Consider the following 13001-nt stretch of genomic DNA (forward strand, 5'->3'; position numbering starts at 1 on the left):
ACCGGTATCGGTGGCGAATCGGTCAAGATCTGGTCCGCCGGAAGGAGAGGTGGAAGTGGAGCGGCCGGGTCTGCCGGAAGGGGAGGGGGAGCGGTCGGGTCTGCCGGAAGAGGAAGGGGAGGGGGAGGGGGTGCTGGAGGACGGGGCGCTGGAGGAGGCGGTGCTGGGGGAGGGGACGGCGGGGGAAGCGGAGCGGTCCGGCGTGCCGGAAGGGAGGTTCCGCGGGCGTGGGGTGGTCATGAGGCGACCCGCTCGCTGGCGACCCGGCGGCGGAAGACCCAGTAGGACCAGGCCTGGTACACGAGGACCCCGGGCAGGATCAGCACCCCGGCGACGGTGATCAGGCGCAGCGCCTCCGGGCCGGCCGCCGCGCTCTCCCGGGTCAGCGACCACGCCGGATCGAGGGTGCTGCGCAGGACCACGTCACCGTGCGCGGTGAAGACGGCCACGACGGCGGCGGCGACGGCGGCGGCGACGGCGGCGAACGACAGGCCCTCGCGGGTGCGGCGGGCTAGCAGGCCGGCGGCGAACACGACGGCCGCGGCGGCCAGGGTGAGGCGGCTGCCCGTACCGATGCCGATGAGGAGGAGGGTGACCGCCCCGGCCGTGCCGGTGTGGCGGGCGACGTCGCGTGCCCGGCGCCGGACCGGACCGGTGGTGCGCAGCGCCAGGAACGTCGCGCCGAGCAGGACCGCGGCGAGGAGCGCGGCGAGCGCCCCGAGGCCGGCGGCGGGGGAGAGCAGCGGGCCGAGGCTGCGGCCGAGCCCGGTTCCGGTGACCTCGCCGTCGGCGCCGAGGGCCAGCCCGTCGACGAGGACGCCGAGGACGGCCCCCCAGAGCAGCACGATGCCGCCGGACGAGACGGCCAGGAGCAGGTCGGCGCGGCGCCGCCAGGACGGGGAGTCGTGTTTGCCGCGGAACTCCAGGGCGACGCCGCGAATCGCCAGGAGCAGCAGGATCGCGACCATCGGCAGGTAGAGGGCGGACATCAGGGCGGCGTACCAGTCGGGGAACGCGGCGAACGTGACACCGACGGCGGCGACCAGCCACACCTCGTTGCCGTCCCAGAACGGGCCGATGGTGCGCAGGGCGGCACCGCGTTCGTGTTCGTCGCGGCCGAGGAAGGAGAGCATGCCGACGCCGAAGTCGAAGCCTTCGAGGACGAAGTAGAGGACCCAGGCGAGGACGAGCACCGCGAACCAGAACGTGATCATGGAAGGTCGCTCCTAGTAGGCGGGAACCGGCTCGGGCTCTTCGGTGGCCTCGGGGGCCGGAACGAGCGGCTTGCGGGACAGATGCACGACGAGGCGGCACCAGGCGACCGCGAGAAGGCCGTAGACCAGGGTGAACCCGGCCAGCGACGCGATCACCTCGGCGGCGGTCAGCCCGGGGGAGATCCCGTCGGCGACCTTGGAGATGCCGAACGCCAGCCACGGCTGCCGGGCGGTCTCGGTGAACACCCAGCCGAACGTGTTGGCGGCGGCCGGCAGCAGCGGCGCGATCAGCACGAACCGGCGCAGCCAGCCGGGCGTTCCCCGCCCGGGCTGCAGAAACTCCGGCAGCAGCGGCACGCGGCGGTCGAAGGACCAGGAGGACCAGAGGTGGTACGCCGCAAGCGCCATCCCGAGCACGCCGGCCCCGATCATCAACCGGAACGTCCAGAACGCGACCGGGATCATCGGCACATAGCTTCCCGGCCCGTATTGAGCCACATACGCAGCCTGGAGATCGTCGATCCCCTGCACGGTCCCGCCGAACGACCCGGTCCCGAGGAAGGACAGCAGCCCCGGGATCTCGATGCTGAAGAACGGCCGGTCGTGCCCGAGCTCCCCGATCGCGAAGACCGAGAACGGCGCCGACGTGGTCGTCTCGTAGAGGGCTTCGGCGGCGGCCATCTTCATCGGCTGAACGGCGGTCATCACCTTGCCGAGGTGGTCGCCGCTGATCGCGGTCACCGCTCCGCCGAGCAGCATCATCCAGGCCCCGGCCCGGGAAAGGGTGAGGAAGGCACGATCATATTTGAAACGCCAGATCCCGATGGCCATCAGCAGCCCGCCGCCGGCCATCGCCGCCCCGCCCATGGTGTGCGGGAACGCGGCCAGCACCACCTCGTTGGTCAGTAGCTCGGTGAAGCTGGTCAGATGCGCCCGCCCGGTGACCGGGTCGAGGGCGTAGGCGACCGGGTTCTGCATGAACGAGTTGGCGGCCAGGATGATGTACGCCGACAGCAGCGTCCCGACGGCGACGACCACGATCGTGGCGGTGTGCAGCCAGCGGGGCAGACGGTCCCACCCGAAATACCACAGCGCCAGGAACGTGGCCTCGAGGAAGAACGCGAGCATCCCCTCGATCGCGAGTGTGGGCCCGAAGACGTCGCCGTAGAACCGGGCGAACGCGCTCCACCCGAGCCCGAACTGGAACTCCTGGACCAGCCCGGTGACCACGCCGACGGCGAACGTGACGATCAGCAGCTTGCCGGTGAACTTCGTGAGGTGCAGGTACTTCTCACGGGACGTACGGATCCAGGCGATCTGGAAACCGGCGGCGGCCGACGCGAGCGAGATCGACACCGGTACGAACAGGTAGTGGTAGATCGTCACGACCGCGAACTGCAGCCGGGTCAGGTCGAGCACGTCCATGGCAGCCCCTCTACGACGATTCGTAGTAGATACTACGACGCGTAGTACGACGTCGTGAAGTAGAGTGGCTCACATGGCACGGAACGACCTCGAACGCGAGGTCATGACGAAGTTGTGGGACGCGGGCGAGCCGCTCACCGTCCGGCAGGTGCACGACCTGCTGAGCCGGGAGCGCGATCTGGCGTATACGACGGTCATGACCGTCCTCGACCGGCTCGCCAAGAAGGGCCTGGTCACCCAGCAGCGGGCGGACCGCGCCTACAAGTACGCCCCGGCGCAGACCCGCGAGGAGATGACCGCCGGCGTGATGATGGACGCGCTCACCGCCACCCCCGACCGTGACGCCGCTCTCGCCTACTTCGTCGGCCAGCTGCCGCCGGAAGCGCTGCGGGCCGCGATCGAGAAGGCCACCCGTAACATCGAGCGGTGACCGCCCTCCTGCTCGGCGCCCTCGGGCTGACGCTCTCGCTGGCCGCGCCGAGACTGCTGGCGAGCGCCCGTTGGACCGACCGTGCCCCGGTCGCGGGTGTCCTGCTCTGGCAGTCACTGACGCTCACCGCCGTACTCTGCGCTCTCGGTGTGGTCCTCGCCGCGCCCGAGGAGGTCGCGCGAGCCGCGGGGGCACGCCATCCGGAGACCGTCGCCGCGTTGCTGTTCTCCCTGGCCGTGGCCGCGACCATCGTGATCCGCCTGATCGTGTCGCTGGTCCGGGTGAGTTCCCGGGCCCGGGCCCGGCGCGCCCGGCACCGGATGCTCGTCGACCTGCTCGATTCCGTCGAGCGGCACGAGGGCCTCGGCGGGGCGGAGGTCCGTGTGCTCGACGGGGCACTGCCGCTGGCCTACTGTGTGCCCGGGCGGGACCCGCGGGTCGTGCTCAGCGGCGGCGTCCTGGAGTCACTGGACCGGGAGCAGGTGGACGCGGTCCTCGCCCACGAGCGTGCCCACCTGCGGCACAGGCACGAGCTGGTGATGGAGTCGTTCACCGCGTTCTACCGGGCGGTGCCGGGGCCGTTGCGGTCGAAGGCGCCGCTCGACGCCGTACATCTGCTGCTGGAGATGGTGGCCGACGACGCGGCCCGCCGCCGGACCGGGCCGGCGCCGTTGCGGGCCGCGCTGGCGCGGCTGATCGACGCCGTCCCCCTGGCGGAGGAGGTGACCGCCGACCCGGAGGGTGAATCCCGGCGCCGGCGGCTGGCCCGTCTGGACATTCCGGACGGCGGTTCGACCGCTCTCACCGTGGCCGGGGTGACCGCCGCGGCCGGCCTGCTGGTGCTACCCACCGTGATCGTCGTGGTGCCCTGGCTGGCGCGCGCCCTGAACAGCTGGCCGTTTTAGAACACCCTGCGTGTCGTCGGCTGTGCGGACAGTTCGGCGGCCTGTGCGACCTTCATTTGCCGTCTTGATCCGAGTACGGTGGTCCCCGGTCCGCCCAGCCCCCCATCGGCCACCCGGCCGATCTGACGGACCACCGCCTAATCGTCTGCGGCCGAAAGGCCCACGGCGAACCGGGGAACCGAGCACCTGGGGTGAAGCCGCGGCGACGCGGCCGGGCAGCCTTCCCGCCCGAACCCGTCAGCTAACCCGGTCGGCGGCTGAACGGGAAGAAAGGACAACGCACCAGCGTGAAACGGATCAGCGCGCGTCGCGCCGGCCTCGTGCGCATCCTGATGTGCGCGGTGGCCGCGGCCGGAGTCCTGGTCACGGGTCCCACCGTCGCTCATGCCGAGCCCACTCCGGCTCAGATCGAGAAGCAGATCGACGAGGAGTGGAACCAGCTCGAGCCGGTCATCGAGGACTACAACGGCACTCACACCAAGCTGGTCAAGCTGCGCAAGCAGCAGAAGGAGCTGGCGAAGACGCTGGCTCCGCTGCAGGCGCAGGTGGACGCCGCGATGGTGGAGGTGCGGGGCCTCGCCGTCGACGCGTACATGCAGGGGTCGCCGACCCTGGTGAACGCGATGGTCCTCACCGGCTCGCCGACGGGTGTGGTGGACAAGCTGACGCTTCTCGAGCAGCTTGCCACCAACCGGGAGGCGTCGATCTCCGAGGTGGCGAAACTCCGCGACAAGTACGCCGCCGACAAGGCCACCGTCGACCAGCTCGAGTCCGAGATCACGATCCGCGACACCGATCTCGGCACGAAGAAGACGGCGATCGAGAAGGAGATCACGAAGCTCCAGAAGCTCCGCATCGCGGCCTACGGCAAGGCCAACGCCGACGACGGGGCGCTGCGCACCGGCCCCTGTCCGGTCGACTACACGAACGACAAGGGTGGCCGCGCCGCCCAGCGGGCGTGCGACCTGATCGGCAAGCCCTACGTCTTCGGCTCGAACGGCCCGAACAGCTACGACTGCTCGGGTCTGACGCAGGAGGCGTGGGAAGCGGTCGGCGTGCATCTCGAGCACTACACGAAGGACCAGTGGGGCTCCACCAAGTCGGTGAGCAAGAGTGAGTTGAAGCCGGGTGACCTGGTCTTCTACTACTCCGACATCCACCACGTCGCCATCTACATCGGCGGCGGCAAGGTGGTCCACGCGCCGCACACGGGCGACTACGTGCGGATGGCCCCGATCGATCGCGGCCCCATCGCCGGCTATCGCCGGCCTGCTTGACACACCCCGCGGAAAGGTCGCCGTCTCCTCGACGGCGGCCTTTCCTCATTTCCCGGTACGGCCGTGGTGCTCGACCAGCCGGCGCAAGAGGCCGGCGAGCAGCGCCCGCTCATCAGCCGACAGCGGCGCCATCAGATCGTCCTGGATCGCCTCCACCCGCTCGCCCAGCTCACCGGCCCGTTCCCGGCCGGCGTCGGTGACCGCGACGACGTTGCGCCGCTTGTCCGCCGGATCCGGTGACCGCCGCACGAAGCCGCCGGCCTCCAGTTCGTTGAGCGCCCCCACCAGGTCGCTCAGGTAGATGGCGGTGCGCCGCCCGAGCGCCGCCTGACTGGCCGGCCCGTCGGTGACCAGTGACGACAGCAGCCGGTAGTGATAGCCCTTGGCGCCCACGCCGGCGAACCCGTCGGCGACGAGCCGGTGCGCGTGCGCCGCGGCCTGGGAGAGCAGCCAGCTCGGCAGATGATCCACGTGACGACGATAACATTGGACGGACTAACGTTAGTCAGTCTAACGTTAGTCGCATGAACGACTTCCGGCTCCACATTCCCCAGGCGGACCTCGACGACCTCACCGAGCGCCTCCGCCGGACCCGCTGGCCCGCCGCGGCCCCCGCCGGCTACGGCATCACCGTCGAACGGGTCCGCGCCCTCGCCGACCGCTGGCTCCGCTTCGACTGGCGGGCCCACGAGGCCGAGGTCAACGCGTGGCCGCAGCAGGTCACCGAGATCGGCGGCGACCGGGTGCACTTCCTCCACGTGCGCAGCGCCGACCCGCATGCCCTGCCGCTGATCCTCACCCACGGCTGGCCCGGCTCCACGGTGGAGTTCCTGGACGTGATCGGCCCGCTCAGCGAGCACTTCCACCTGGTCGTCCCGGCGATCCCCGGTTTCGGGCTGTCCGGCCCGACCACCCGGTCGTGGGGCGTCCGGCGGATCGCCGAAGCCTGGGCCGAGCTGATGGCACGCCTCGGCTACACCCGCTACGGCGCGCAGGGCGGCGACTGGGGCTCCGGCGTCTCCCGCACCCTGGCCACCGTCGCCCCGGACCACGTGGTCGCTGTGCACGTCAACTACCTGCCCACACCCGGGGAGCCGGACGGCCTGGGCCCCGGCGACCGGGAACGGCTGGAGAAGACCATGCGGGTGGCCGCCAACCGGCATCCGCACCAGATCCTGTTCGCGGCCACCCCGCAGACCCCGGCCTATGCGCTCAACGACTCACCGGCCGGGCTGCTCGCGTTCCTCGGCGAGAAGTTCGACACCTGGGCCGACCCGGCCACCCGGGTCCCCGACGACCGGATCGTGGCGAACATCGCCCACCACTGGTTCTTCCGGACCGCCGGGTCGGCCGCCCGGATCGTCAAGGAGTCCGGCCCGCAGGAGACCGGCCAGGTCCCGCTGGGTGTCGCGGTCCTGCCCGGCGACATCGTCCAGTCCATCCGCCCGCTGGCCGGGCAGCGGGCGAACGTCGTCCACTGGAGCGAGTTCCCCCGGGGCGGCCACTTCGCCGCCCTGGAGGTCCCCGACCTGTTCACCCAGGACGTGATCGCGTTCTTCAGCCGCTGGTCAGGGCGGTGACAGAGCCGGCGTGCCACCCTCCAGGTCGTGCAGCTGCCGGACCACATGGTCGCCCAGCGCCGACCGGTAGTCCTGCGCCAGCTCGTCGAGCCGCTCGATCTCGGCCACCATCGCCGCCCGGTCGCGGGCCACCTCGTCCAGTGCCTCGGCGTGCTGCCGCCGCGCGTCCGTCTCGATCGTGTCGGCCGTCCGGATCGCGTCGCCGGTCATCTGATCGGCCTGGGCCCGCGCGCTGACCAGCAGATCGTCCGACTCGCGCTGGGCGTCCCGGACGTGCTCCTCGGCGGTGCGGTGCGCCATCCGCAGCACCCGGTCGTCGACCGCCCCACCCTGCTGCCGGGGCTGGGCCGCCGCGCGCACCTCGTCGTGGGCCCGCTCCAGCTGGACCTGCATCTCCCGGGCCTCGTGCTCGGCCCGGGCCAGGCCCTCCCGCATGTGCTGGAGGTGCGCGGCCAGCTCGCTGACCTCGGCGGTCAGCGCACCCGGGTCGGTGAACCCGCCGCTCTCCCGGAGCCGGGCGGCCAGCGCCCCGTTCTCGTCGAGCAGGCGCAGCATCTCCTGGCTCGCCTCCTCCAGGAGAGCATTGACCTCCTCCTCGTCGTAGCCGCGCTTACCGATCGGCGGCTTCTTGAAGTCCACGTTGTGGATGTCTGCGGGAGTGATCGGCATCCCTACCTCGCTTCCGGCGTCCGTTGCGCGTCCGTTGACTGCGGCACGACGCCCGTTCTCGACTACAGCACAACGCCCGAAGTGTCGGTTTCGGCACGGCAGTGTCGGTTTCGGCACGACGGCGCGCAGGTCCGTCGTGGACGGGCGCTGGCGATCGTAACCGGCCGTGACCAGTCCGGCAGGGGTTAACGCGTCGTCATCACCCTTGTTCGGCTGTATCTGCGCAGGTGGGTGGCTTCTGTGGAGATCCGGGGCGAGGTGGCCGCGGCCGGGCCGGGTCACGGCCGGGGCATAATCGGCAGTCATGAGCGATGCCTTGATCAACAGCCTGTCGGCCGCCGTCGAGGCGCGGCCCGACGACCTGACGCTCCGGCTGCACCTGGCCGAGCAACTGGTCGCGGCCGGCCGGGGCCCGGAGGCGATCGGGCACGCCGCTCAGATCCTGTCCCGCGAGCCCGGCAACGCGGCGGCGCGGACACTGATGGCCCGCGCACTCGGCGGCGCTCCGGGCGTACCGCCGCAAGGGTCTCCGGAAGGACCGCCGGCGGAGGCCGCGCCGGCGACGCCGGGTCCGGAAAAGGCCGCGGACAAGGCGGGCATCGACTGGGCGGCCATGGAGGAGCAGTTCGGGGATGTGGTGCCGCCCCGGTTCGCGCGGGCCGACGGTGAGCCGGACCCGGTGCGCGGGCACGCCGACCGGTCGTTCGACGTCGAGCGGTCCACGGTGACCCTGGCCGACGTCGGTGGCATGACCGACGTGAAGAAGCGCCTCGAGGTGTCGTTCCTCGGCCCGCTGCGCAACCCGAAGCTGCGGACCCTGTTCGGCAAGAGCCTGCGTGGCGGTCTGCTGCTCTACGGTCCGCCCGGATGCGGCAAGACGTTCCTGGCCAGGGCTGTCGCCGGCGAGATGGGTGCCGCGTTCATCTCGTTGTCGATCACCGACGTGCTGAACATGTGGATCGGCAGCTCCGAACGCAACCTCCACGACCTGTTCGAATCAGCCCGGGGACACGCGCCGTGCGTGCTGTTCCTGGACGAGATCGACGCGCTCGGCCACAAACGCAGTCAACTGCAGTCATCGATGCGGACCGTGGTGAATCAGTTGCTGACCGAACTCGACGGTGTCGACGGCGGCAACGACGGCGTCTTCGTGCTGGCCGCCACGAATGCGCCGTGGGACGTCGACTCGGCACTTCGGCGTCCGGGGCGTCTGGACCGGACCGTGCTCGTGCTGCCGCCGGACGCCGAGGCCCGTGCCGCGATCCTGGAGTACCACCTCCGTGACCGCCCGGTCGCCGGTATCGATCTGGACGCCGTCGCCGCCACCACCGACCACTACTCGGGCGCGGACCTCGCGCATCTGTGCGAGACCGCCGCCGAGTTCGCGATGCGCGACTCCATCGCCACCGGCGAGATCCGCATGATCAATCAGGACGACATGCTGGCCGCCGCCCGTGAGGTCCGGCCGTCGACCGACGCGTGGTTCGCCACCGCCCGCAACGTCGCGATGTTCGCCAACGAGAGCGGCGCCTACGACGACCTGGCCGCCTACCTGAAGAAGCGCAAGATCCGGTGAACGCCGCCGCCCGGGCCCGGGCCCTCGCCGGTGTCGGCCGTCTCGAACAGGCCGAGATCGCCGTCCGTGAAGGACTGGCCGAGACGCCCGCCGACGCCGAACTCCTCGGCCTGCTCGCCGGCCTGCGCCGGTTGCAGGGCCACTACGCCGAGGCCCTGGAGTTCGCCGACGCCGCGGTCGCGGCCGCCCCCGGACAGTCCGTCGTGCACATCGAACGCGCCGAGTGCCTGCTCCTGCTGTCCCGCGGCGACGGCGTCCGCGGCGGCAGCGCCCGCGGCGGTGAGAGCGGCGGCGCGGCGTCCGTCGTGCGTGCGGCGGAGGCCTCGGCGCGGGAGGCGGTGCGTCTCGCGCCGGACCGTCCGGAACCGCACCGGGCGCTGGCCCGCTGCCTGGTGCTGCGCCGGGCGTTCGACGAGGCCCGGGCGTCGGCCGGCCGGGCGGTGGCACTCGCCCCGCACTCGGTGCCGGACCTGATGACGCTGGCCGAGGTGGAACGCAACGCGGGCAACCGCGACGAGGCCCGCGCGGCGGCGGCGCGGGCGCTGGCCGAGGACCCCGAGGACGCCGAGGGCCGCTGGATGATCGCCCTGCTGGACGCGGAGAAGCTGCGGGTCCGGGAGGCGATGCGCGGCTTGCGGCAGCTGGCCGCCGACCACCCCGACCGGTACGGCGCCCCCGCTCTCACCTGGCCGATCCGTGGTCTGCTGGCGGGACTGCGCCGGGGCATGCTCGCCGGTGTCCCCGCGGTGGCCGCCCTGGCCGTGGCCGGTCGCTGGTGGGGCCCGTCGCTGCTGCTCTCCCGGGGTGCCGCCGTGGTGATGGCACTGGTCACGTTCGGTCTGGCGCTGCGGGTGCTGCTGCCCGCGGGCCGTCTGCCGTGGCTGTGCCTGGGCCTGCTGCCGGCCGGCACCCGCCGTGCGATCGGGACCGGTCTGCTCGCCGCGAGCGCCGCCGCGCATCTGCTGCTGTGGTTCGCGGTGAGCCCGTACCGGCTGACTCTGATCCTGGCGGCGGTGGCCGTGGCCGTGTTGCTGGCCGCCGGCGCGGCCGAGCGCGCGTGAACAGCGGGTTACATCACAGCACCTCAGATGAATCTTGCACGAACTGCAAGATCGGCGGATGCTATGCCCCTTGATCTTCGGGGGGCGGCATGGCGAGTGATGCACGACGGTTGTCCGCGCTACGCGAGCTCGCCCTGATCGCCGCCCTGTTCCTGGTCTACAAGGTGGCCCGGGTCGCCGCGAACGGCCACGTGGACGAGGCGTTCGCCAACGCGCGGACGATCTGGCACACCGAACGGTGGCTGCGACTGCCCGGCGAACTGGCCGTTCAGCAGTCGCTGCTCGGCTGGAACGGTCTCATCGAGGCGGCGAACAGCTACTACGCGTACGTGCACTTCCCGGCCACGGCGGCCTGCCTGATCTGGCTCTACCGCCGGCGGCCCGCGCACTACCGGTGGACACGCAATGTGATCGTGCTGCTGACGGCGGCGGCGCTGGCCGTACACTTCCTGATCCCGCTGGCCCCGCCGCGGATGCTGACCGACACCGGAATGCTCGACCTCGGTCGTCTCTACGGCCCCGCCGTCTACGGCCCGCCGGAGACCGACCAGATCTCCAACCAGTACGCCGCCATGCCGTCCCTGCACGTCGGCTGGGCGCTGGTCGTCGCGATCGCGCTGATCGCCGCCACCACGGGCCGGTACCGGGCACTGTGGCTGCTGCACCCGGCGATCACCCTGCTGGTCGTCGTCGCCACCGGCAACCACTACTGGCTCGACGCGTTCGCCGCGGCCGCCCTGCTCGCCGGAACCTACGCGCTGCTGCGCCAGCAACGCCCGGTGCCGGCCGTCCCGGCGGCGATCCCGCGACCCCGGTCCGCTGTCGACAGCACACCCGGTAGGCTGGCCGATCGATGATGCGCGCGGTGGTCTTCGACCTGGACGACACCCTGGTCGATCAGGTGACCGCCTCCGGCACCGCGGTCGTGGCCTGGGCCGCGACGCTCGGCATCAGCGGCCCCGACGTCACCGTGCGGTGGGCGGCGCTGTCCGAGCGGCACTACGCCCGCTATCAGAGACGCGAGATCACCTTCACCGGGCAGCGGCGTGAGCGGGTCCGCGAGTTCCTCGGCGCCCGGCTGAGCGACGCCGCCGCCGACGAGCTGTTCGCCGGTTACCTGGAGCGCTACGAGGCCGGCTGGACCGTCTTCGACGACGCGGTCCCGGCCCTGCGCCGGGCCCGGGCGGCCGGGCTGGCGGTGGCCGTGCTGACCAACGGCGACGAGGGCCAGCAGCGCCGCAAACTCGACCGGCTGGCCCTGACGTCCGAGGTGGACCTGATGGTGGCGTCGTCGATGCTGCCGGCCGGCAAACCGGACCCGCGGGCCTACCTGCACACCGTCGGCCTGCTCGGGGTGGAGCCCGGCGCCGCGCTGATGGTCGGCGACTCCCCGGCCAAGGACATCGACGGCGCCCTGGCCGCCGGCCTGCCCGCGGTGCTGCTCGACCGCTTCGGCGCCCACCCGGATGCCGCCGTGCCCCGCATCCGCACCCTGGCCGAACTGACGTTCTGAGACCGCCGGGCGGCCGGTGCCACCCGGCGGTCGCCGACGGTCAGCAGTTGCGCAGCTCGGGCGACTGGTTGAGCAGCTGCCCGCGCGGCGACACGAACCGCCGCCACCGCTCACCACCGACCGCGCCGTGATCGAAAGCGGCCACCCGGTGACAGTTCTGGAACGCGAGCCGCGCCCCGAAATGCCGCTCCAGCCCGCCCCGGATGGCGTCACTGGCCAGGGCGCGCAGCAGCTGACCGCGTTCGTCCTCCGACGGCGGCGGGATCTCGTGGTCGGCGAAGTCGCCGCCGGAGTCGCGCAGATCGGTCATCACCGCGCTGACCACCTGCCAGGCGTAGGGCAGCGACTCCCGCACACATCCGACGAACTCGGCGTCACTCACCTCACCGCGTTCGGCGACGTCCAGCAGGGCGGGGGAGACGTTCAACGACATGATCAATTCCTTTCGGGGTACGGCGTGACACCCTCGATTCTTGTTGAAAACGATTCCCAGTTCCAAGTAGACACGCCGGGCTAGTTTGCGGGCTGTGCGACTCGAATGGCCCGGCTGCGTCAACGCCCGCGACCTCGGCGGCACCCCGCGCCCCACCCGGCCGGGAGTGCCCGGCGACCTGCCGGCCCGTGACTCCGGCCTGCCGGCCCGTGACTCCGGCCTGCCGGCCCGTGACGGCGGCCCGCCGGTCGACGGTGTCGGCCTGCCGCTCCGTGACGGCGGCAGCCTTCGCGAGGGATTGCTGATCCGCTCGGACAGCCACGCCCTGCTGACCCCGGCTGCCGTCGCCGCGCTGCGCGAGCGGCCCCCGGCCCTGATCCTGGATCTACGCTGGCCGCGCGAGTGCGCCGCGAGCCCGAGCCCGTTCGCCGCCGACGCGTTCTACCGCAACGTGCCGCTGTTGTCCGATCCGCTGGGCTACGACCCGCCCGACGACTCGTACGCCCCGATGCTCGACCACAACGGCCCCCGCGTGGCCCGATCGCTCCGCGAGGTCGCCGCCGCCGGCCCGGGCGCCGTGATCGTCCACTGCCACGGCGGCCGCGACCGCACCGGTCTGCTCGTCGCGATCCTGCTCACCCTGGCCGGAGTGGCCCCCGACGACATCGCCGCCGACTACGCCGAGACCCCCGGCTGCGACGCCGCCGCGATGCGCCACACCGTGGACCACGCCGAGGCCCGCTACGGAGGCATCGAGTCCTACCTGCTGACCCACGACGTGACGCCCGCCGAGATCGAGGCGATCCGAAGCCGCTTCGCCTAGCTCACATCCGCCGTCCCGGGCATGGACCACGCGCTGGCGCCGGGGAGGGACGCGGGCGCGGGCCGGACCGGGGATGCGGGTGGATCCCCGGGCGG

The 13001-nt window shown here is 71.9% G+C and carries 14 protein-coding genes and 1 riboswitch; of the genes, 9 read left to right on the forward strand and 5 right to left on the reverse strand.

Going from position 1 to position 13001, the window contains the following annotated elements:
* Nucleotides 1-236 precede the first annotated feature (236 nt).
* Nucleotides 237-1214 (reverse strand): cytochrome d ubiquinol oxidase subunit II, encoded by a 978-nt coding sequence (gene cydB, locus ACFO0C_RS00065; RefSeq protein WP_378064304.1) that lies wholly within the window; start codon nt 1212-1214, stop codon nt 237-239.
* 12 nt (nt 1215-1226) lie between these two features.
* The gene (locus ACFO0C_RS00070; protein ID WP_378064305.1) at nt 1227-2639 is read right to left on the reverse strand and encodes a cytochrome ubiquinol oxidase subunit I; all 1413 of its coding nucleotides are present in this window, start codon (nt 2637-2639) and stop codon (nt 1227-1229) included.
* A 73-nt stretch (nt 2640-2712) separates the two neighbouring features.
* On the opposite strand from ACFO0C_RS00070, the gene ACFO0C_RS00075 reads away from it, so the two are divergent.
* The 3 genes from ACFO0C_RS00075 (at nt 2713) to ACFO0C_RS00085 (ending at nt 5251) form a co-directional block, all read left to right on the forward strand.
* On the forward strand, nt 2713-3069 hold the full coding sequence (locus ACFO0C_RS00075; protein WP_378064306.1) for a BlaI/MecI/CopY family transcriptional regulator: 357 nt from the start codon (nt 2713-2715) through the stop codon (nt 3067-3069).
* Nucleotides 3066-3974 (forward strand): M56 family metallopeptidase, encoded by a 909-nt coding sequence (locus ACFO0C_RS00080; protein ID WP_378064307.1) that lies wholly within the window; start codon nt 3066-3068, stop codon nt 3972-3974. Before ACFO0C_RS00075 ends, ACFO0C_RS00080 begins: the two co-directional genes overlap by 4 nt.
* A 139-nt stretch (nt 3975-4113) precedes the next feature.
* Nucleotides 4114-4245: riboswitch (cyclic di-AMP (ydaO/yuaA leader) on the forward strand.
* A 16-nt stretch (nt 4246-4261) separates the two neighbouring features.
* Nucleotides 4262-5251 (forward strand): C40 family peptidase, encoded by a 990-nt coding sequence (locus ACFO0C_RS00085; RefSeq protein ID WP_378064309.1) that lies wholly within the window; start codon nt 4262-4264, stop codon nt 5249-5251.
* 45 nt (nt 5252-5296) lie between these two features.
* On the opposite strand, the gene ACFO0C_RS00090 is transcribed toward ACFO0C_RS00085, so the two are convergent.
* A complete protein-coding gene (locus ACFO0C_RS00090) occupies nt 5297-5722 on the reverse strand; it encodes a MarR family winged helix-turn-helix transcriptional regulator (protein ID WP_378064310.1) in 426 nt (141 codons plus the stop codon).
* A 53-nt stretch (nt 5723-5775) separates the two neighbouring features.
* On the opposite strand from ACFO0C_RS00090, the gene ACFO0C_RS00095 reads away from it, so the two are divergent.
* Nucleotides 5776-6831: an epoxide hydrolase family protein gene (locus ACFO0C_RS00095; RefSeq protein WP_378064311.1), complete on the forward strand. Its 1056-nt coding sequence runs from the start codon at nt 5776-5778 to the stop codon at nt 6829-6831.
* Here ACFO0C_RS00095 and ACFO0C_RS00100 read toward each other — a convergent pair.
* Nucleotides 6820-7500, reverse strand: coding sequence for a DivIVA domain-containing protein (locus tag ACFO0C_RS00100; RefSeq protein ID WP_378064312.1), 681 nt, complete (start codon nt 7498-7500; stop codon nt 6820-6822). The genes ACFO0C_RS00095 and ACFO0C_RS00100 overlap by 12 nt on opposite strands.
* A 304-nt stretch (nt 7501-7804) precedes the next feature.
* On the opposite strand from ACFO0C_RS00100, the gene ACFO0C_RS00105 reads away from it, so the two are divergent.
* From ACFO0C_RS00105 to ACFO0C_RS00120, 4 genes are all read left to right on the forward strand, one after another.
* Complete coding sequence (locus ACFO0C_RS00105; RefSeq protein ID WP_378064313.1) at nt 7805-9076, forward strand: AAA family ATPase; 1272 nt, start codon at nt 7805-7807, stop codon at nt 9074-9076.
* Nucleotides 9073-10137 (forward strand): tetratricopeptide repeat protein, encoded by a 1065-nt coding sequence (locus ACFO0C_RS00110; RefSeq protein WP_378064314.1) that lies wholly within the window; start codon nt 9073-9075, stop codon nt 10135-10137. Before ACFO0C_RS00105 ends, ACFO0C_RS00110 begins: the two co-directional genes overlap by 4 nt.
* A gap of 89 nt (nt 10138-10226) precedes the next feature.
* Complete coding sequence (locus tag ACFO0C_RS00115) at nt 10227-10994, forward strand: phosphatase PAP2 family protein (RefSeq protein ID WP_378064315.1); 768 nt, start codon at nt 10227-10229, stop codon at nt 10992-10994.
* Nucleotides 10994-11650, forward strand: coding sequence for an HAD family hydrolase (locus tag ACFO0C_RS00120; RefSeq protein WP_378064399.1), 657 nt, complete (start codon nt 10994-10996; stop codon nt 11648-11650). The genes ACFO0C_RS00115 and ACFO0C_RS00120 overlap by 1 nt, the downstream gene beginning before the upstream one ends.
* A gap of 40 nt (nt 11651-11690) precedes the next feature.
* On the opposite strand, the gene ACFO0C_RS00125 is transcribed toward ACFO0C_RS00120, so the two are convergent.
* Nucleotides 11691-12083, reverse strand: coding sequence for an SCO5389 family protein (locus ACFO0C_RS00125; protein ID WP_378064316.1), 393 nt, complete (start codon nt 12081-12083; stop codon nt 11691-11693).
* A gap of 94 nt (nt 12084-12177) precedes the next feature.
* On the opposite strand from ACFO0C_RS00125, the gene ACFO0C_RS00130 reads away from it, so the two are divergent.
* Nucleotides 12178-12906 carry a tyrosine-protein phosphatase gene (locus ACFO0C_RS00130; RefSeq protein ID WP_378064317.1) on the forward strand — a complete coding sequence of 243 codons (729 nt, stop codon included), beginning with the start codon at nt 12178-12180 and terminating at the stop codon, nt 12904-12906.
* Nucleotides 12907-13001 lie beyond the last annotated feature (95 nt).

The sequence above is a fragment of the Actinoplanes subglobosus genome (genome assembly GCF_042650585.1).
Lineage (GTDB): Bacteria > Actinomycetota > Actinomycetes > Mycobacteriales > Micromonosporaceae > Actinoplanes > Actinoplanes subglobosus.

What these genes read in the sequence shown, in the direction of transcription:
- cydB (WP_378064304.1), bottom strand. Translation starts at nt 1,214, where the DNA reads ATGATCACGTTCTGGTTCGCGGTGCTCGTCCTCGCCTGGGTCCTCTAC.
- ACFO0C_RS00070 (WP_378064305.1), bottom strand. Translation starts at nt 2,639, where the DNA reads ATGGACGTGCTCGACCTGACCCGGCTGCAGTTCGCGGTCGTGACGATC.
- ACFO0C_RS00075 (WP_378064306.1), top strand. Translation starts at nt 2,713, where the DNA reads ATGGCACGGAACGACCTCGAACGCGAGGTCATGACGAAGTTGTGGGAC.
- ACFO0C_RS00095 (WP_378064311.1), top strand. Translation starts at nt 5,776, where the DNA reads ATGAACGACTTCCGGCTCCACATTCCCCAGGCGGACCTCGACGACCTC.
- ACFO0C_RS00100 (WP_378064312.1), bottom strand. Translation starts at nt 7,500, where the DNA reads ATGCCGATCACTCCCGCAGACATCCACAACGTGGACTTCAAGAAGCCG.
- ACFO0C_RS00105 (WP_378064313.1), top strand. Translation starts at nt 7,805, where the DNA reads ATGAGCGATGCCTTGATCAACAGCCTGTCGGCCGCCGTCGAGGCGCGG.
- ACFO0C_RS00115 (WP_378064315.1), top strand. Translation starts at nt 10,227, where the DNA reads ATGGCGAGTGATGCACGACGGTTGTCCGCGCTACGCGAGCTCGCCCTG.
- ACFO0C_RS00120 (WP_378064399.1), top strand. Translation starts at nt 10,994, where the DNA reads ATGCGCGCGGTGGTCTTCGACCTGGACGACACCCTGGTCGATCAGGTG.
- ACFO0C_RS00125 (WP_378064316.1), bottom strand. Translation starts at nt 12,083, where the DNA reads ATGTCGTTGAACGTCTCCCCCGCCCTGCTGGACGTCGCCGAACGCGGT.